The following is a 19463-nucleotide window of genomic DNA, read 5'->3' as shown; positions in this document are numbered from 1 at the left end:
GAGGCAGCGCCTCGCCCCTACGAAAATCACAAAATATACCTCGACAGATCCTCGTCCCGGACGATCTCGGCGAGGCGGTTGCGTACGTATTCGGCATCGATCTCGATGCGCTGCTCGCGGCGTTCGGGGGCGTCGAAGGAGAGGTCTTCGAGCAGCTTCTCCAGGATCGTGTGCAGGCGCCTCGCGCCGATGTTCTCCGTGCGGTCGTTGACCGTGGCGGCGGTGCGGGCGATCTCGTGGACGGCGTCCTCCCGGAAGAGCAGCTCGATCCCTTCGGTCTCCATCAGGGCCGTGTACTGACGGATCAGGGCGTTCCTCGGCTCGGTGAGGATGCGGACGAACTCCTCCTCGCCCAGGCTCTCCAGCTCGACCCGGATGGGGAAGCGCCCCTGCAGTTCGGGAATCAGGTCCGAGGGCTTCGAGACGTGGAAGGCGCCGGCGGCGACGAACAGGATGTGGTCGGTCTTCACCGGTCCGTACTTGGTGTTGACCGTGCTCCCCTCGACGATCGGCAGGATGTCGCGCTGCACCCCCTCGCGGGAGACCTCGGGGCCGTGCCCCCCCTCGCGGCTGGCGATCTTGTCGATTTCGTCGATGAAGATGATGCCGCTCTGCTCGGTGCGCTCCCTGGCCAGGGTCTGCACCTTCTCCATGTCGACCAGCTTCTCGGCCTCGGTTTCGACCAGCAGTTCGCGCGCTTCGGCCACCTTCATCCGCCGCCGCTTGGTCTTCTTCGGGAAGAGGTTGCCGAACATCTCCTTGATGTTGATCCCCATCTCCTCGGTCCCCTGCGGGGTGAAGACCTCCATCATCGGCATCTTCACCTCCTGGGTTTCGACCTCCACGTAGCGGTTGTCGAGTTCACCCATGCGCAGCAGTTTGCGCAGCTTGTCGCGGGTCGACTCGCGGCTCTCGAGCGATCCCCCCTCGGCCGACGCGGAGGCGGCCTCGCCGGGCAGAAGGAGATCGAGCAGACGCTCCTCGGCCAAATCCTCGGCCTTGACCCGCACCGCCTGGGCCTCCTCGGTCTTGACCATGAGGATGGCCAACTCCACCAGGTCGCGGACCATGCTCTCCACGTCCCGCCCGACGTAGCCGACTTCGGTGAACTTGGAAGCCTCGACCTTGACGAAGGGGGCCTGGGCCAGTTTGGCCAGACGGCGGGCGATCTCGGTCTTGCCGACGCCGGTGGGGCCGATCATGATGATGTTCTTCGGGGCGATCTCGTCCCGCAGCTCCGCCGGTACCTGCTGGCGGCGCCAGCGGTTGCGCAGGGCCACGGCCACTGCCCGCTTGGCGGCCTTCTGGCCGACGATATAGCGGTCGAGTTCGCTGACGATCTCCCGGGGGGTAAAATTGGTCACGGCAGGGCCTCCACCAGAATCTGGTCGTTGGTATAGATGCAGATGCCGGCGGCGATGCGCAGCGACTCCTCGGCCGTCTGCCGGGCCGAAAGCTCCGAGTGGGCCAGCAGGGCGCGCGCCGCGGCCAGGGCGAAGGGGCCGCCGGAGCCGATGGCGGCGACGCCGTCGTCGGGCTCGATCACGTCCCCGGCGCCGGAGATGACCAGGGTCGTCTCGGCATCGGCGACGATCAGCAATGCCTCGAGCTGGCGCAGGATGCGGTCGGTGCGCCAGTCCTTGGCCAGGGCGACGGCAGCCCGGGTGAGGTTGCCGCGAAACTCCTGCAGCTTGGCGTCGAACTTCTCGAAGAGGGTGAACGCATCGGCCGTGCTGCCGGCAAAACCGGCAATGATCCGGTTGTCGAACATGCGACGAATCTTGCGGGCGCCATGTTTCATGACCGTGTTGCCCATGGTCACCTGGCCGTCGCCGGCGATGGCGACTTCGCCGTTTTTCCGGATGCAGACAATGGTGGTTCCGCGAAACATGAGACCCCCTTTTCCGGCACTCGCCGCTGAACGAAAAATGCGCTGAATATAGCACAGCGCGGCCGGCAAAAAAAGCAAAATGCCGCTCCTCCGTCGGCTCCGGACGGGAGGTTGCGGCTTCACCGGCAGTGGACGGCCACGCTTACCGGGGCAGGAGCAGCGTCGCAACGGTCCCCCCGCCTGGGGGGCACTCGATCAGGATATTGCCGCCGTGGCTCTGGGCGAACTGGCGGGCATAGTAGAGGCCGAGACCGAAGCCGCGTACCTGGCCGGTGCGGGCCGGATCGACCTGGTAGAATTTTTCGAACACCTTGGGCAACTCCTCCCTGGCGATGCCCGGGCCGGTGTCGTGCACCACCAGCCGTATCGATTCCTCTTGGGCTTGCGCGGCGAGGAAGATGGTGCCTCCCGGAGGGGTGAACTTGATGGCGTTCTCCAGCAGCGCCCGCAGGGCAAAGGCGATGCGCTGCCGGTCGAGGTTCATGGCGGGCAGGGCGTCGCTCAAGGAACTCTCCAGGGTGAGCCCCTTGTTCTGGCAGGACCTCTGCAGTTCCTTGACAACGGCAGCCGCCAGTTCGCCGGGATTGACCGGACCGAGCCGGGGAGGACCTTCCTGCAGGATGACTTCACTGTAGTAGAGCAGGTCCTGGATCAGGTAGTTCAGGTACTGCGACTCCTCGAGGATCAGGGCGAGGGTTTTCTGGAAGGCGGGATCGGCCGGGTCGCCGATGCCTTGCCCCAGATTCTGGATGAAAAGGGAGATGGCAGTGGTGGGGGTCTTGAGTTTGTGCGAAATCAGGCCGAGAAAGTCGGACTTCAACCGGTCCATGCGCTTGAGTTGGACCAGTTCTTCCTTGAGGGCTCTCTTCTCCAATGCCTTGTCGATGGTGGTCTTGAGCTGCAGCAGGTTGATCGGCTTACTGATGAAGTCGTCGGCGTCGGCCTTGAGCGCCCGCAGAACGATCTCCTTGTCGGCATAGCCGGTCATGACGACAACCACCTGGTTCGGTTCCCGCTCCTTGACCGTTTTCAGCAGGTCGAGGCCGTTCATCTGCGGCATCATGACATCGGTAAGGACGACATCGACCGTTTCCTGCTCGAGGACCCTGAGCGCTTCGCCGCCGTCGGCCGCCTGGAGAATCCGGTAACCGCGCAGCGCCTTGGCACACAGCTCGCGGATGACCTCCTCATCGTCGACGATGAGGAGACAGCGACCGCTCACCTGACGCATCTCCACAACTGTTTCGGTCCCCATGCGCACGGCTTTCGCCCCCGTGTTCAGAACTTTCGGCCGGTGTATGCGTGCTCCGGCCTGCCCAACAGTTACCCAGTATAACAGGTCGGCCGTTTAATGGAGCGGCGTGCCGGCGATGAGATTTTCCGCAGCGGCCAGCGACTGGTCAAGGCCCTCGGGCCGAGTGCCGCCGGCCTGGGCGAGTTCGGGGCGGCCCCCTCCCTTGCCGCCGACCAGCTCAGCCAGGGGGCGGATGAGCTGTCCGGCCTGAAAGCGGCCGGTCAGGTCGCCGGTCACCGCCACCAGCAGACTCGCCTTGCCCTCCGCCTCGCTGCCGAGGACGATAATGCCCGAGCCGAGCCGGTCGCGCAGCTGGTCCGCCAGCTCCCGCAACGCCTTGCCGTCCAGGCCGTCGACCCGGGCCGTCAGCAGCCGCGTACCGGCAACTTCTCTGGCCTGCTCCAGCAGTTTCGAGGAGCGGCCGGAGTTGAGGCGGGACTGCAGGGCATCGACTTCACGTTCAAGTTCCTTCTGGCGTTCGAGCAGCCTCTGCAGGCGGTTCTCCAGCTGCTGGCGGTCGCTTTTCACCAGGCCGGCGAGCCGTTCCAGGGTCTGCTCCTCCTGACGGACGAACTCCAGCGCCCGGGCACCGGTCGCTGCCTCGATGCGGCGGACGCCGGCGGCGATGCCGGTTTCCTGGACGATCTTGAACAGGCCGATATCACCGGCCGCCCGCACGTGGGTGCCGCCGCAGAGTTCCATGCTGAAGTCGCCGACCTGCACCACCCGTACTGACTCGCCGTATTTCTCACCGAAGAGCGCGGTGGCGCCGGCGGCCACTGCCTGCTCGGTCGCCATCTCCCGGGTCTCGACCTGCTGGTTGTCGCGGATGCGGCGGTTCACCTCCGCCTCGACCCGGTCGATCTCCTCGGTCGAAAGGGGCGAGAAGTGGGTGAAGTCGAAGCGCAGCCGCTCGGGGGTAACCAGCGAGCCGGCCTGCTTGACGTGGTCGCCGAGGGTCTCCACCAGCACCGCCTGCAGGATGTGGGTAGCGGTATGGTTGAGGGCGGTCGCCTGACGCTGAGCACCGTCCACCTTCAGGTCGGCCGCTTCGCCCTTGCGCACGGCGCCGGCGACGACCTCGCCGAGATGAACGGTGATGCCGGAGAGAGGCTTCTTCGTCTCCAGCACCCGGATGTGGGCCGAACCGGTGCTGATCTCGCCGCGGTCGCCGGCCTGCCCACCCGATTCGCCGTAGAAGGGGGTTGTCGAGGTGATGATTTCGACCCGATCGCCCGCGTGAGCCTCCAGCACCGGCTGGCCTTCCTTGAGCAGGGCCAGGATCGTGCCGTAGTCGGTCAGCGAGCCGTAACCGGTGAATTCGCAGTGCAGACCGTCCTCTGCCAGTTGCCGGTAGACGGCGGCCACCGCCTCCTCGCCGGAGCCCTTCCAGTGCTCCCGCGCCTTTTGCCGCTGCCTTTCCATGCAGACCTCGAAGCCCGCCTCGTCGAGGCTGATCCCCTCGGCGCTGACGATGTCGGCGGTAAGGTCGGTGGGGAAGCCGAAGGTGTCGTAGAGGCGAAAGATGACCTCGCCGGGCAGCACCGTCTCTCCCCTTTTTTTCAGCTTTTCAACCGCCTCGTTGAGGATGCGCAGGCCGTTGTCGAGGGTCTGGATGAAACGCTCCTCCTCGTTTTTGACCACCTTGGCCACGTAGTCGGCGCGCTCGGCCAGCTCGGGGTAGGCCCCGGCCATCGCCTCGGTGACGTAGCGGGCGGTGCGGTGCAGCACCGGTTCGGTGAAGCCGAGCATCTTGGCATGGCGGGCGGCCCGGCGCATGATGCGCCGCAGCACGTAGCCGCGCCCCTCGTTGCTCGGCAGCACGCCGTCGCCGATGAGAAAGGCGGTGGCCCGGCTGTGGTCGGCGATGACCCGCAGCGAAACGTCGTCGTTGGCGCTGGCGCCATAGCGTTTGCCGGCGAGCTGCTCGGTGAAAGCGATGATGCCGCGCAGCAGATCGGTGTCGTAGTTGGATTTCACCCCCTGCATGACCGTGCAGATCCGCTCCAGCCCCATGCCGGTGTCGACCGAAGGTTTGGGCAGCGGCGTCAGGGTGCCGTCGGCGCTGCGGTCATACTGCATGAAGACGTTGTTCCAGATCTCCATGTAGCGGTCGCAGTCGCAGCCGACGGCGCAATCCGGTTTGCCGCAGCCGACTTCGGGACCGTTGTCCCAGAAGATTTCGGTGCACGGCCCGCAGGGGCCGGTATCGCCCATCGACCAAAAGTTGTCCTTTTCGCCGAAGCGGAAGATCCGTTCGCGCGGCACGCCTTCCTGGCGATGCCAGATGTCGGCGGCCTCGTCGTCATCGGTGAAGACCGTGACGTAAAGGCGGTCCTTGTCCAGCCCGAGTTCCCGGGTGAGGAAATCCCAGGCGAAGGCGATCGCCTCTTTCTTGAAGTAATCGCCGAAGGAGAAGTTGCCCAGCATCTCGAAAAAGGTGTGGTGGCGGGCGGTGCGGCCGACGTTTTCCAGATCGTTGTGCTTGCCGCCGGCCCGGACGCACTTCTGGGAGGAGCAGGCGCGTACGTAGGCGCGTTTTTCCCGGCCGAGGAAGAGGTCCTTGAACTGGTTCATCCCGGCGTTGGTGAAGAGCAGGGTAGGGTCATTGTGGGGGATCAGCGAAGAGGAGGGGACGACGGAGTGCCCCCGCTCCTCGAAGAATTGCAGGAAGCGACTGCGGAGTTCGTTGCCGGTAATCATGACGGTTTTCTCTACCTCTCGCGTAAAAATGACAGCACCCGGGGGAGGGAAAATCCCCGGCGCAGGAAAAAGTTGACGACTCGCTGCCGCTGCCGGTCGTCGGCCGCCGGCCAGGCAAAATCGGGGAAGCGGCGCCGCCGCAGATCGGCCAGCAGGGCATCTTCGCCGAATTCCTGCGCGGCCTCTTCGACGGCCGCGAGGGCCGTGGCTTCGGCAATCCCCCGCTGCTGGAGGTCGACCAGGACGCGGCGGCCGACGGCGCGTCCGCCCCGCATCAGCTCCCGGGCCCGTTCCCGGGCGAAGCGGGTGTCGTCCAGGTAGCCCAGTTGGCGGCAGCGGGCCATGACGCTGGTGATGGCCGCTTCGCTGAAACCTTTCTGCCGCAGCCTGCCGGCAAGTTCGCTTTCGCTGCGTCCGCGCCTCGCCAGCAGGCGCAGTGCCGCCGCCAGGGCATCAGAATCGCTCAATGACGGCCTGCTCCTCTTTTTCCGGCGACCCCTCCTTTTCAAAGGCGTCCCAGCTGAGGTCGGAGGTGGAGGAGATCCCCGAGAACTTGAGCTTGAAGTCGTCGGGGTTGGAGGACTGGCGCAGGGCTTCGTCGAAGGTGATGAGCTGGCGTTTGAGCAGTCCCATCAGGGACTGGTCGAAGGTCTGCATGCCGTAGGCGGTGAAGCCCTGCTGGATCGCTTCGCGCAGCTGTTTGGTCTTATCCTTGTCGTCGATCAATTCCCGGGTGCGGGCGGTGGAGACCATGACCTCGATGGCCGGGACCCTCCCTTTGCCATCGGCGCGGGGGACGAGGCGCTGGGAGACGATCCCCTTGAGGACGGCGGAGAGCTGCAGCCGGATCTGCCGCTGCTGGTGAGGGGGGAAGACCGAAACGATGCGGTTGATGGTTTCCGTGGCGTCGATGGTGTGCACGGTGGAAAGGACCAGATGGCCGGTTTCGGCAGCGAGCAGGGCGGTCTCGATCGTCTCGTAGTCGCGCATCTCGCCGACCAGGATGACGTCGGGGTCCTGGCGCAGAGCGCTCTTCAGGGCGATTTCGAATCCTTCGGTGTCGAATCCGACCTCCCGCTGGTTGATGATGCTCTTCTTGTCGCGGTGCAGGTATTCGATCGGGTCCTCGATGGTGACGACATGGGCGGTCCGGTTGGTGTTGATGTAATCGATCAACGCCGCCAGCGTGGTCGACTTTCCGGAGCCGGTCGCGCCGGTGACCAGGACCAGGCCGCGCTCCTCCAGGGCCAGCTTTTTCAGGACCGGCGGCAGCAGCAGTTCGTCGACCCCCTTGATCTCGATGGGGATGGCCCGAAAGACCAGGGAGATCGAGCCGCGCTGCGAGAAGGCATTGACGCGGAAGCGGCCCAGACCGGGGACCCCGTAGGCCAGGTCGACCTCATGGACCTCGGCGAAGCGCAGCCGCTGCCGCTCGCTCATGATGTCGTGGGCGATCTTCTCGGTGAGGTCCGGACCGATGCGCGGCGCCTTGGGCAGGGGGCGCAGGGCGCCGTCGATGCGGAAGATCGGCGGCAGCCCGGCTTTGAGATGAATGTCCGAAGCCCGGGCCTTGAGGGCAACCGAGAGGATGTCGTTGAGCTCCATGGATCAGGCCCTCTCTGCGGCCGTTGCCGGGGCGCCCAGCCCGAAGTGTTCGAGGATCTTCGCTTCGACGGCGCGGGCGAGTTCGGGGTTCTCCTTGAGAAACTGCTTGGCATTCTCCCGGCCCTGGCCGATGCGCTCGCCGCCGTAGGAGTACCAGGCGCCGCTTTTCTCGATGATGCCGGAATCGGCCCCCAGATCGACGATATCGCCTTCCCGGGAGATGCCGGTGCCGTACATGATGTCGAATTCGGCTTCCTTGAAGGGGGGTGCCACCTTGTTCTTGACCACCTTGACCCGCGTACGGTTGCCGATCACGTCCTGCCCCTGCTTGAGCGAAGCGGTCCGGCGGATGTCCATGCGCACCGAGGCGTAGAACTTGAGGGCGTTGCCGCCGGTGGTCGTTTCCGGATTGCCGAACATGACGCCGATCTTCATGCGGATCTGGTTGATGAAAATGACGATGGTGTTGGACTTGCTGATGGTGGCGGTGAGCTTGCGCAACGCCTGCGACATGAGGCGCGCCTGCAGGCCCATGTGTGAATCCCCCATTTCACCCTCGATTTCGGCGCGGGGGACGAGGGCCGCTACCGAGTCGACCACCAGGACGTCGATGGCGCCGCTGCGCACCAGGACTTCGGCAATCTCCAGGGCCTGCTCGCCGGTATCGGGCTGGGAGACGAGCAGATCGTCGGTTCTGACGCCGAGCTTGCGCGCATACTGGATGTCGAGGGCGTGCTCGGCGTCGACGAAGGCGACGATGCCCCCGGTTTTCTGGGCTTCAGCGGCGATGTGCAGGGCCAGGGTGGTTTTACCGGACGACTCGGGACCGTAGATCTCGATGATCCGGCCGCGCGGCACGCCGCCCACGCCCAGGGCGATGTCGAGGGAAAGGGCGCCGGTGGAGATGGCCTGCACCCCCGGCAGTGCGGTGTCCAGGCCGAGTCGCATGATGCTCCCCTTGCCGAACTGTTTTTCGATCTGGCTCATGGCCAGGTCGATGGCGCGCTCGCGGTTGTTGTCCGCCATGTCTATCCTCCCGGGAAAATTGGCTCGTAAGGTTGGTGATTATAGGTCGCTGAAGAGGTCTGCGAGAAAACTCTTTTCGGATGTTTCCCGCAGGCCCTATCCACCCAGATAAACAGTCTTTAACGGCAGATGAACCGCGCCCGCCGGCTCCAGGCGGCTTTCGTAGAGAGTCACCCGGTCTACCGGCAGGGGGGCGCAGGCGAAATCGCGGAAACGCTCCAGAACGGGTTGCGCCGCGGCGATCCGTTGCCGGCAGCGACCGAGGGTGAGGTGGGGGGAAAAGGAACGATCCTCGCCGGGGAAGCCGATTTGCCGCAGCCCCTCTTCCATTGCCGCATGCAGGGCCGCCAGCTCAGGTCCGCCCCGCACGCCCAGCCAGATCACCCGGGGCCGGGCCGGGGAAGGGAAGGCGCCGACGCCGGCCGCTTCCGCCTGGAAGGGAGCACATAAGCGCCCTACGGATAGCATAACTTCCCCTATCTTTTCAAGGGATTCTTCAGGGACGTCGCCGAAAAACCGAAGGGTCAGATGGATGCTGGCCGGGTTGACCCAGCGGATGCCCGGCAGGCTGCCGGTCAACTCCCGCTGCAGCCGGGTCATTCCCCGGCGCAGCTCGTCGGTAACGGGAATGGCCAGGAAGGTTCTAACCTGCCGCATCGACGGCCTCGCCGATGTTTGCCGCCAGCGGCAGCAGCACGTGGAAGGCGCTGCCTCCGGCGTTTCCGGTGGTTCCGGCGCTTTCCACCCAGACCATGCCACCGTGCGCCTCCACCATTCCCTTGACCAGGCTCAGCCCCAGCCCGACGCCTTTGCCGCCGAAGCGGGTCCGCGAGGTGAAATGTTCGGTGATGGGGCCGACTTCATAAAAACGGTCGAACACCCTGAGCTGCTCTTCCGGATCGATACCGACGCCGCTGTCACGGACGGTGACCTGCAGCAGTCGCTCGGCGGTGAGGTTGCGGAAGAACGAGGCGGAGAACGGACGCAGCGCCGGCTCGAGCGGTTTGAGTTCGAAAGACTCGCGGATGGCCATGCGGACCTCGATCTCCCCGCCTTCGGGAGTAAACTTGACGGCGTTCTCCAGCAGCCGCTGGAAAGTCTTTCTAAGGTGGTGGGTATCGCCGCTGAGTTCGAGCGGGGCCTGGCAATCGTGCAGCCGGAAGACAAGATTGCGCTGCTCGAAAACGGGGCGGAAACTCTGCCCGATCTCTGCGATGATGGCCGGCAGGTCGACCGGTTCGCGCGCCAGGTAGAGGCTCTGCGATTCGATGCGGGCCGCCTCGAGCAGATCCTGGACGATGGCTTCCAGCCGCCTGCCCCCTTCGTAGACTGCGTCCAGCACCTGTCTTTCCTCGGCGCTCAGCTGACTGTCGAGAGTGGTTTTGAGCAGTTCGGCGCCGGAGAGAACATAGGTGAGCGGCGTGCGCAGCTCATGGGAAGCCATCGCCAGGAAGTTGCTCTTCATCCGGTCGAGTCTCTCCAGTCCCCGGTTGGTCTCTTCCAGCCGGGTCAAGTTCTCCTCGAGCTGCCGGCGCGATTGCTTCAACTCCCGGTTGCTGGCCCGGGTCAGTCGGTACTGCCACTGCAGGGACTCGAAGAGCTGGGCGCTCTGTACTGCTGTCCCGACCTGGCGACCGATCGAGAGCAGGAGGTTGAGCTCCTCGCGCCGGGTGATGCGCTTCTCCAGGGTGAACAGGAAGAGAACGCCTATGGTGCTGCCGGCGGCGATCAGCGGAACGGCCTGGAAGGCGCGCCAGCCGGCCGCCAGGACTGCCTGGGAGCGCAGCCGCCGGTCTTTCTGCAGATCGGCCGAACTGCGTGCCTGCCCGGTAGCAGCCACCCGGCCGGCGACGCCGACTCCCGCTACGATGTGCTCAAGGTCCGCGAGCAGGGTGTCGTCGATCCCCTGGTGCACTGTCAGGTGCAGGCTGCTGCCGTCGTCGCTCGCCAGGTAGATGCCGCCACCGGTGGCGGCAAAGGCCTGGACCGTCCTGGCCAGGACTTCGTTCAGCATCGCCGGCAGGTCGCGATTGCCCGAGACCTGCCGGGCAATCGCGTTGACCAGGGTCAGATCCTGGTTCTTCTGGCGCAGTTCCCGCTCGATCCGCTTGATTTCCGTAATGTTGCGCAGGACGCCGTGCACCACTCTGCTGGCGCCAAGTTCCCCCAGCCGGGCGTGGACGGCGCCCGTGAAAAGCGTCCCGTCCTTGCGCCGGAACAACAGATTGTCGTCTTCCCCGTAGCCGTTGTCGAGAACGTTTCTGACCAGGCGCAGATAACGCCGGCGCTGGTGGCCGGGGAAAATCGCCGACAGCAAGAGGGCGTGAATCTCTGCCGCCGTGTAGCCGAGCAGCTCTTCGGCCTGGCGGTTCATCTCCAGCAGCGAGCCGTTCTCCGGGTTGATGAAAAAGATGGCGTCTCCGGCGTTGTCGAGCAGTTGCCGGCTGCGTCGTTCAGCAAGTCGGTGGGCGACGCACAGGTTCTCGTTTTCTGCCATAAGCCGCTCGCAGTCTCGCTGCAGTTGCAGATTGCGCAGGCTGGTGCGGTGCAGGGCAAGCAGGGGGAGTGCCGTAAGGCAGAGGCCAAAGGCGAAGAGAAAGGGGAGGGCCGCCTGGCCGACATCGCCAGCCGGGTGGAGTCGGAGCAGGGCTGCCGCCGTCAGCAGCAGGCCGCCGAATGCTGCAGTCAGCAGGATTCCGGTTCGGTTTTTCAGCCGGTTCGAAGCCAATTGAGGGCTCTCCGTAAAGACCTGCTGTTAGTATTCCGGCACCGGGTGCGGAGGTGTTCCCGCTGCCCGGGCCCCGAGATAGCGACGCAGCCAGTCGAGGGCCATGCAGGCCGAGAGGGTGCGAATCTGCTCCCGCTCGCCGCCGAAGCGGTACCCCCTGACCTGTTCCGCATCGGCCGCCGCCAGGGCGAGGTAAACAGTGCCGACAGGTTTGCCCGGGGTGCCGCCGCTGGGCCCGGCGATGCCGGTGACGGCCAGCGCCACGTCGGTGCCGGCGGCTCGCCGAATCCCCCGGGCCATTGCCAGGGCACAGGCTTCGCTCACCGCTCCTTCGCGTGCAATCAGGTCGGCGGGGATGCCCAGCCAGTCTCCCTTGGCGCTGTTGGCATAGGTGACCGCGCCCCGCTCCAGAAAGGCGGAGGCGCCGGGAAGGTCGGTGAGCAGTTTGGCGATCAGGCCGCCGGTGCACGACTCGGCCAGCGACAGGGTCAGGCCGGCGGTGGTCATCTGACGGGCGACGGTCTGTACCAGGCTGCCGGTGCCGATGGCGACCACGTTGTTGTCGAGTGCCTGGCGGGCCGCCAATTCAGCCCGATCCAGAAGCGTCTCCGCCTCTTCGCCGGCTGCCCGCAGCTTGACGTGGACGAAGGGGAAGTCGACGCCGAATGCCAGCGTGACCCCTGCCGGCAGGCTGCCTGCCAGCCGCTCCTCGGTTTTCGGTTCGGACAGCCCGAAGACCTTGAGCACTCTCTCCTGCCGCGGGAAGGCACCCCCTGCCCGTTCCAGCAGCCGGGCCAGAATCGATTGCTCGAGAATGGCGGCCATCTCTGTCGGCACCCCCGGCAGGAATAAAATGTCCTTATCTCCCTGGCGCAGCAGAAAGCCGGGGGCGCTCCCGACCGGATTGGGGAGGATCGTCGCCTTCTGCGGCAGCAGCGCCTGCTTTTCGTCACCCGCATGCATCGGTCGCCCGCTGCGGCGGAAATGCTCACGGATCTGCTGCAGCGCTTCATCACTCAGTATCAGTCGTCGCTCAAAGGCCCGGGCGGCGGCCCGGGCGGTCAGATCGTCGGCGGTGGGACCGAGGCCGCCGGTGACGATGACCAGATCCTGCCGGCGGGCCAGGTCGAGCAGCGCTTCCACGATATCGACCTCCACGTCGGCAACGGCGCGCGACTCGCGCAAGGACAGGCCGTGCGCGCCGAGGCAGCGGGCAATCCGCATGGTGTTGGTGTCGGACATTTCGCCGTTGAGCAGTTCGTCACCGACGGCGAGGACGGCGATCTTGAGGGACATGAGAAATTACCCCTTGCCGGGCTTATTGGTTTTAATGTGACAAAAGCAAAATCAATGCCCAATCGCCCAAAGCGTCGCCCGCAGGGCGATGGCGGCGTAAATCCCCGCCACAACGTCATCCAGCACCACCCCGTAGCCGTTTTTCAGCTGCCGGTCGAACCAGCGGGCCGGCGGGATCTTGGTGATGTCGAAGAAGCGGAAGAGGAAAAAACCGGCAATAGCCGCCGTCCAGGAGAAAGGAAGAAAGGCGACGGTGGCCAGATAGCCGACCAGTTCATCGATGACGATGCGGCCGTCGTCGACCACGCCGTAAATCTTTCCCGCCACGCCGGCCGCCCAGAACGAGAGAAAGAGCAGGCCGAGCCAGGTCAGCGCATAGAGGAGCGGCGGCAGCGGGGCGAGCAGGAAGAAGGCAGGGATGCCCGCCAGGGTGCCGATGGTGCCGGAAGCGACCGGCGAGTAGCCGAGTCCGGCGTTGCTGCTGAGAAAAAGGATGAAGCGACGCATAGGGTCAGGTTGAAGGTTGAAGGTTGAAGGTTGATGGCTTTTTCTCTGCCCGTCGACCTTTAACCATTTCAATTGTTTTCAAAAAGTTCGTCCGCCGCCCGCTCCACGATCCGGTAGACTTCGGGAAGTGGCCGACCGCTTCTCTCCGCCAGACCGCGGCAACTGTCGTGCTCCGGCGTGATGCGGACGAGTTCCTCACCGTCGAAGAGGAGTTTGACCCGGGCCTCCCCGAGGGGGGTGGCGACCGTCCGCTCTTCGCGGCGCAGCTTGTAGCGCACCGTTTCGTGGCAGCGCACGCCGATGGCGCTGCTCTCCCGCAACAACAGGGAGGCGAGGGCGGCAGCCTGCTCCGGCGCGGCGATGACCGTGACCCGCAGACCGGGACGGCTCTTTTTCATCTGCAGGGGCCCATAGCCGACATCGAGAGCGCCCGCCGCCAGCAGACGTTCCATCAGCGTCCCCAGCCACTCCGGGTTGGCATCGTCGAGGTGGGTCTCCAGCACCGCCACCCGGTCGGTTTCGGCCGCCGTCGCCGGGTCGCCGAGCATCCCCCGCAGCAGGTTCGGCCGGTCCGGCAGTTGCCGGCCGCCGACACCATAGCCGACCCGGGCGAGGGTCATGGCCGGCAGCGGCCCGAAGACGGCGATTTCGGCGGCGATAGCCGCGCCGGTCGGGGTGACCAGCTCGAATTCCGAATGCCCGTCGGTGACCGGATACCCCTGGAGAATGGCGACCGTAGCCGGCGCCGGCAGGGGGAAGGCGCCGTGAGCGGTGTCGATCATCCCCCGGGCGAGCGGCAGGGGGGAACAGACGACTTCGCGCACGCCGAGCTGGTGCAGGCCGGCGGCGGCACCGGCGACATCGACGATGGAGTCGAGGGCGCCGACTTCATGAAAGTGGACCTTTTCGAGCGGCACGCCGTGCACCCTCGCCTCGGCCTCGCCGATGCGGCGGAAGATGCGCCGGGCCAGTTCCTGCACCGGCGGCTGCAGGCCGCTGGCGGCGAGCATCCGGTCGATATCCGCCCAGGTGCGATGATGTTTTTCCTCGGCGCAGTGGACGATGAGGCGCGTCCCTTCGATCCCCTGGCGTTTTTCCCGGCGGCATTCGAGCTGCCAGCCGGCGACGGGGAGCTTTTGCAGCTCCGCCTCGATGGCGGCCGGATCGACCCCGAGGTCGACCAGCAGGCCGAGGAACATGTCGCCGGAGATGCCGGAGAAAGCGTCGAGGTAGAGGGTTTTCAAATTACCTCCAACAATGCTGGTCCACTCAAGGGCGTTTTCATCCGCCCGGAAGGCGGTTGATGCGGCTGGCGGCGAACGCGGCGCCGAAACCGTTGTCGATATTGACCACCGTGACGCCGCTGGCGCAGGAGTTGAGCATGCCGAGCAGGGCGGCCACGCCGCCGAAGGCGGCGCCGTAGCCGACCGAGGTGGGGACGGCGATGACCGGAACGGAGACCAGGCCGCCGACCACCGACGGCAGCGCCCCTTCCATGCCGGCAACGACGATGACCACCGCCGCCTCGCGCAGACTCCCCGTCCGGGCCAGCAGGCGGTGAATGCCGGCGACGCCGACGTCGACGATCTCCTCCACCTCGTTGCCGAGCAGGCGGGCGGTGACGGTCGCCTCGCGGGTCACCGGGATGTCCGAGGTGCCAGCGCAGACGACCAGGATTTTTCCCCGGCCGACAATCTCGATCGGCCGCTGCACCAGGGTGAAGGTGCGCCCGTCGACGTCGTAGCCACCGGCGGGGTGGAGGGCGAGCAGGGTGTCGGCCTTCTCCCGGCTGAGGCGGGTGATGAGGATGTTGCTCCCCCGCTCGGCCATCTTCTCGACGATGGTCAGCAACTGGTCGATCGACTTGCTTTCACCCAGGATGATTTCGGGTGACCCCTGGCGCAATTCCCGGTGGTGGTCGATCTGGGCCACCCCGATGTCCTCGAAGGGGAGAACGCGCAGGCGCTCCATGCCATCCTCGACGGCAAGTTCCCCGTCACGGACGGCGGCCAGCAGTTTTTTCAGTTCACTCGGGTTCAATGGCGCTCCACCAGCAAAATGGAAAGTGTCCAAGAATAGCACATGCGCCAATTTTTCAAAGGCAGTTTTTAGCGTTTTGAACCACCTTGCGGAATTCAGGTGGACAGCTGCCGGTTTGCCGGGCCGGCCGGGGAAGAATCAGGCGCTTTCCTTTTTTGCGTCCACCCAGATGAGAGTCCCCCGCTGCCGGCCGAAAAGCTCCGCCGCTTTGCGGTCGCTCTCCCAGATATCGACTTTACGCCGCCAGCGGGGGTGCATCAGGTCGCGGACTTCGAAGAGGCCGTAACCGGGGAGCAGCACCCGTTGGCCGAAGGCCAGCCCCATCTCCTCGATCAGGTCGCGGGAGACGGCAAGGATGCCCACCCGCACCGGGTGGTCGGAAGCGGTGAGATGGGGCGTCGAATCGCACTGGTCGGGGGTGGAGGAGTAGGCGGTGATGGTGACGGCGGTCGATTTGACCTGTTTCAGGTCCACCGGGTGGCCGAAGCATTCGACCAGCAGGCTCAGCGCCTTTTGCAGGTCCTTGCGGACGTCGGCCAGTTCCTGAGCGGCATCGGGTGGCGGCATGAGGCGAAGGGCGGATTGCCCCTCTCTTTCCTGGCTGCCGCCCGTCTCGCGGGTGACGGTCAGGGTGAAGATCAGAATCAGAAGAAGCAAGATGTTTATTCCATGTCGTTGCATGTCTATCCTCCGATGTCGATGGTGCGGCGGTCGCAGGCTGCCAAACCCCCTCACTCCCGGCGATGAGGATTCATCATAACCGCCGATCCTCAGATTTCAAGTGGATGGCCCGCGCGGGGGAGGACGTGAAGCGTCGGCCGGCTCCTCTGGAACGGGAAGGGCTCATCCGCAAGCAGCGGCTGAGCCCGGGAAAAATGTCTGACGGAAAGGCCTGATCACCCCTGGATGCGGCTGAGAAAGACCTCCCGCGGCCGGCTGGTGCCGTCGGAGGGGCCGACGATCCCCTCCTGTTCCATCTTCTCGATCATGCGCGCCGCCCGGTTGTAGCCGAGGCGCAGACGGCGCTGCAGCATGGAAATGGAGGCCTGGCGAGTCTCGGCGATGATGGCCAGAGCCTCGTCCCATTTTTCGTCGTAGGCGTCGTCCTCCTCGCTCCCGCCGGCCTCGCTGCCGACAGGGGCGGTGAGGATCGACTTGTCGTACTGGGGTTCGCCCTGTTTCTTGAGGAAGTCGACCACCCGCTGCACCTCCAGTTCGGAGACGAAGGCGCCGTGGACGCGCTGCAGGGCGCCGGTGCCGGGCGGCAGGAAGAGCATGTCGCCCATTCCCAGCAGCGCCTCGGCGCCCATCTGGTCGAGGATGGTGCGCGAGTCGATGCGGGAGAAGACCTTGAAGGAGATCCGGGTCGGAAAGTTGGCCTTGATCAGGCCGGTGATGACATCGACGGAGGGGCGCTGGGTGGCGAGGATCAGGTGGATGCCGGAGGCGCGGGCCATCTGCGCCAGGCGGGCGATCGACTCCTCGATCTCGCGGCCGGCGACCATCATCAGGTCGGCCAGTTCGTCGACGATGACGACGATGAACGGCAGGTGGCCGTGCTCCAGTTCCTCCCCCTCGGCCAGTTCGATCTCGGGCAACTCCTCCTCTTCGGGGTCGGCCGCCTCGACCACCACCTTCCCCCTGGCCCGAAGATCCTCCTTCTCCTTCTCCTCCTTGGCAATCTTCTTGTTGTAACCGTCGATATTGCGCACGCCCTTGGCGGCCATCAGTTTGTAGCGGCGCTCCATTTCGCGTACCGCCCAGGCCAGGGCGAGGGCCGCCTTCTTCGGGTTGGTCACCACCGGCAGCAACAGGTGGGGAATTCCCTCGTAGATGGAGAGCTCGAGCATCTTGGGATCGACCATGATGATGCGCACCTCTTCGGGGGTGGCCCGGTAGAGGAGCGAGAGAACCATGGTGTTGATGGAAACCGACTTGCCGCTGCCGGTGGAGCCGGCGACCAGCAGATGCGGCATCTTGGCCAGGTCGGAGACGACGGTGCGGCCGAAGATGTCCTTGCCCAGGGCCATCGGCAACCGGCCGCCGGTCTTCTGGAATTCCTCGGAGGCGAAGATTTCCTTGAGGTAGACGGTCTCCCGGTCGCGGTTGGGGATCTCGATGCCGACCACGCCGCGGCCCGGGATCGGAGCGACGATGCGGATGGAGAGGGCCTTGAGCGCCATGGAGAGGTCATCGGAGAGCCCGGCGATCTTGCTGACCTTCACCCCGGGGGCCGGAGCGAACTCGTACATGGTGACCACCGGTCCCGGCTTGACCTCGACGATCTCCCCCTGCACGTTGAAATCCTGGAGCTTCTTTTCGAGGATGCGCGCCTGCATCATCAGGGAATCCCGGTCCACCGGCTTGGCCGCTTCGCCCTCGTGGTCGAGCAGCGACAGGGGCGGCTTGTGGTAGGTGCCCGACGCTACGAGGAAGTCGAAGGCCTCCTGGGCGGCTTCATCCTCCATCTTTTTCTTTTTGGCCGCCTTGGGGGGCGCCGGCAGCGGCCTGGGCTCCGGCCGGATAATGACCGGGTCCGCGCTGAGTCGCTCCCCCTTGTCCCGGGCCGCCTTTTCCCGGACCGCGTCGAACGCCTCACGGCGCTGCACGAGCCAGGTCCCGAAGCGGCCAAGCATCCCCTCGAGGAACAGAACCACGGAGAAGCGGGCCACCAGCATCAGCGAAACGAGAAAGAAAACCCCCAGAAATAGCGTCGCCCCGGCGATGTTGAAATAGCCGACCAGCGCCTCGGCCAGCATGCGGCCGACGGCTCCCCCGGCCTCGTTGATCTTCTGGCCGAACGGGGCGACTTGCCGCAGGCTCAGCGCCAGCAGGCCGTCGAGAGAAAAAAGGAGAACGCCGAAGGCCCCTGCCTTGTAGAGCCGGACCTTGATATCGCGAAACTTGAGCAGGCGCCAGGCCAGCAGCAGGCAGGCTACGGGGATGAGCAGGGCCGGAATGCCGAAGATCTGGAAGAGAAGGTCGGCCAGGTGGGCGCCGAACACGCCGCCGTAGTTGCCGACGGTGGGCGGGTGCAGATTGTTGTTGAAGGAGGGGTCGCCGTTGTCGAAGGAGACGAGGCAGAGCAGCAGAAAGATGCCGGTCGCCGCCCAGAATACGCCGGCGATTTCCTTCTTCAGATGTTCCCGGAACAGGGGGCTGCGTTTGTCGTTCATGGTTGGACACTATACCGAAGGAGAGGTGGAAGAGGCAAGAGATAAGAGGCTTGAGTCTGTTTCCGGGGGTGGAGGCCGACGAAAAAAGCCGGCCTGCGGGCCGGCTTTTTCATGAAAGGATGACAGGCTCGGGTTCAATGCTCCTGGGGGTTGGTGCGATACTCGATGACCTTGAGATGATCGGCCACATCGCTGACACCCTTGACTTTTCTGGCGATCTTCAATGCCTCGCGCCGCTCGGCCTCACTGTTGACGTGGCCGGAAAGGGTCACCAGGCCATCGACGGCTGAGATCTGCAGGTAGCCGCCTTCGCCCGAGATTGCCGAAAGGACGGCGATTTCGGTCCGCTTGCGCACGATCAGATCGGTGAGGGTCTTCTTTGCAGCCCCTTTCTGCTCGACGAGGTTTTTGTCCTTGACGCCATCGCAGAGCAGTTTGACCGCCATCTCCTCGGAGAGGCGGGAGGTGTTGATCACCAGGTCATAATGGAGCGGGTCGTTCCAGTCCCGGTCAAAGTAGTATTTGATGAATCCGGCGCGTTGCTGGTCGCTCTTGCGCACCAGGATGCGGGCCATGTCGGGGTCGAGCCATTCCCGTTCGGCCCAGCGCTCGACCCTCTCCTCGAAGGGAGCGATGATCCGCACCCGGAAGACGCTGCCGATATCCTTGAGCAGGTCCTGGCCACCGCGGCCGTAGATGATGACATTCCCTTTGAGAGCGTATTCCAGGATGATCAGGTGGATCAGGTGGAGATTGACCTCCATCTGATCGTCAAGCTTTTCGATAAAGGCGGGGGGCTTTTCGTCGGTCCCTTCGAGGGCCTCCGGCGTCAGGCCGTACTGGCCGGCAACCTTGGCAATGGCTTCGCCGTCCACCAGGGTGTAGCCGAGTTTTTCCGCCGTCTTATGAGCGATGGGGATGCCGCCGCTGCCCATTTCCCGTGAGATGGTGATGATTGCCATGGTTCTCCCCTTTGCATGGATTGGAACGCTTGAAGCAGCGGGAATATTAACAAGCCGTTATTGGTATGACAAGATTTAAATGCGCCCGAGATGCGAACTCCCTCGGCACGCCACCGGCCAGGCAGGTGGGTGTGCCAGGCTAATAAATCGGCTTGAAGTCGAAATAGTGGCTGGTCTTGATGAAGCGAACGGTGCGGCTTTTCGATCGCATGACGATCGAGTGCGTCTCGGCCCC

16 protein-coding genes are annotated in these 19463 nt (G+C 64.9%); all 16 read right to left on the bottom strand.

Going from position 1 to position 19463, the window contains the following annotated elements; genetic code table 11:
• Positions 1–26: 26 nt before the first annotated feature.
• The 16 genes from hslU to VD811_03835 all read right to left on the bottom strand — a co-directional run bounded on the left by hslU (position 27) and on the right by VD811_03835 (position 19228).
• Positions 27–1364, bottom strand: coding sequence for an ATP-dependent protease ATPase subunit HslU (gene hslU / locus VD811_03910; protein HXV20123.1), 1338 nt, complete (start codon positions 1362–1364; stop codon positions 27–29).
• Positions 1361–1891: an ATP-dependent protease subunit HslV gene (hslV, locus tag VD811_03905; protein HXV20122.1), complete on the bottom strand. Its 531-nt coding sequence runs from the start codon at positions 1889–1891 to the stop codon at positions 1361–1363. The genes hslU and hslV overlap by 4 nt, the downstream gene beginning before the upstream one ends.
• Before the next feature lie 142 nt (positions 1892–2033).
• On the bottom strand, positions 2034–3113 hold the full coding sequence (locus VD811_03900; protein ID HXV20121.1) for a response regulator: 1080 nt from the start codon (positions 3111–3113) through the stop codon (positions 2034–2036).
• Positions 3114–3239: 126 nt separating this feature from the next.
• Positions 3240–5888, bottom strand: a complete 2649-nt coding sequence (alaS, locus tag VD811_03895; GenBank protein HXV20120.1) for an alanine--tRNA ligase — start codon at positions 5886–5888, stop codon at positions 3240–3242.
• 11 nt (positions 5889–5899) lie between these two features.
• Positions 5900–6355: a regulatory protein RecX gene (locus VD811_03890; GenBank protein HXV20119.1), complete on the bottom strand. Its 456-nt coding sequence runs from the start codon at positions 6353–6355 to the stop codon at positions 5900–5902.
• Positions 6342–7493, bottom strand: coding sequence for a type IV pilus twitching motility protein PilT (locus VD811_03885; protein ID HXV20118.1), 1152 nt, complete (start codon positions 7491–7493; stop codon positions 6342–6344). Before VD811_03885 ends, VD811_03890 begins: the two co-directional genes overlap by 14 nt.
• A gap of 3 nt (positions 7494–7496) precedes the next feature.
• Complete coding sequence (recA, locus tag VD811_03880; GenBank protein ID HXV20117.1) at positions 7497–8519, bottom strand: recombinase RecA; 1023 nt, start codon at positions 8517–8519, stop codon at positions 7497–7499.
• A 96-nt stretch (positions 8520–8615) separates the two neighbouring features.
• Positions 8616–9176 (bottom strand): RNA 2',3'-cyclic phosphodiesterase, encoded by a 561-nt coding sequence (gene thpR / locus VD811_03875; protein HXV20116.1) that lies wholly within the window; start codon positions 9174–9176, stop codon positions 8616–8618.
• The gene (locus VD811_03870; GenBank protein ID HXV20115.1) at positions 9163–11247 is read right to left on the bottom strand and encodes an ATP-binding protein; all 2085 of its coding nucleotides are present in this window, start codon (positions 11245–11247) and stop codon (positions 9163–9165) included. The genes thpR and VD811_03870 overlap by 14 nt, the downstream gene beginning before the upstream one ends.
• Positions 11248–11274: 27 nt before the next feature.
• Positions 11275–12543 (bottom strand): CinA family nicotinamide mononucleotide deamidase-related protein, encoded by a 1269-nt coding sequence (locus VD811_03865; protein HXV20114.1) that lies wholly within the window; start codon positions 12541–12543, stop codon positions 11275–11277.
• A 51-nt stretch (positions 12544–12594) separates the two neighbouring features.
• Complete coding sequence (locus tag VD811_03860) at positions 12595–13050, bottom strand: phosphatidylglycerophosphatase A (GenBank protein HXV20113.1); 456 nt, start codon at positions 13048–13050, stop codon at positions 12595–12597.
• Positions 13051–13118: 68 nt separating this feature from the next.
• The gene (larC, locus tag VD811_03855; GenBank protein ID HXV20112.1) at positions 13119–14294 is read right to left on the bottom strand and encodes a nickel pincer cofactor biosynthesis protein LarC; all 1176 of its coding nucleotides are present in this window, start codon (positions 14292–14294) and stop codon (positions 13119–13121) included.
• Positions 14295–14331: 37 nt separating this feature from the next.
• Entirely contained in the window at positions 14332–15090 is a 759-nt protein-coding gene (gene larB / locus VD811_03850; protein ID HXV20111.1) for a nickel pincer cofactor biosynthesis protein LarB, read from the bottom strand.
• Between the two features lie 138 nt (positions 15091–15228).
• A complete protein-coding gene (locus VD811_03845; GenBank protein ID HXV20110.1) occupies positions 15229–15747 on the bottom strand; it encodes a hypothetical protein in 519 nt (172 codons plus the stop codon).
• Between the two features lie 239 nt (positions 15748–15986).
• Positions 15987–18266, bottom strand: coding sequence for a DNA translocase FtsK 4TM domain-containing protein (locus tag VD811_03840; protein ID HXV20109.1), 2280 nt, complete (start codon positions 18264–18266; stop codon positions 15987–15989).
• Between the two features lie 134 nt (positions 18267–18400).
• The gene (locus VD811_03835; protein HXV20108.1) at positions 18401–19228 is read right to left on the bottom strand and encodes a cytidylate kinase family protein; all 828 of its coding nucleotides are present in this window, start codon (positions 19226–19228) and stop codon (positions 18401–18403) included.
• Positions 19229–19463: the final 235 nt, after the last annotated feature.

It is taken from the genome of Desulfuromonadales bacterium (genome assembly GCA_035620395.1).
In the GTDB taxonomy this organism is placed as follows: Bacteria; Desulfobacterota; Desulfuromonadia; order Desulfuromonadales; family DASPGW01; genus DASPGW01.
Note: the sequence above shows the minus strand (reverse complement) of the source record. Positions and strands in the feature narration are given on the sequence as shown.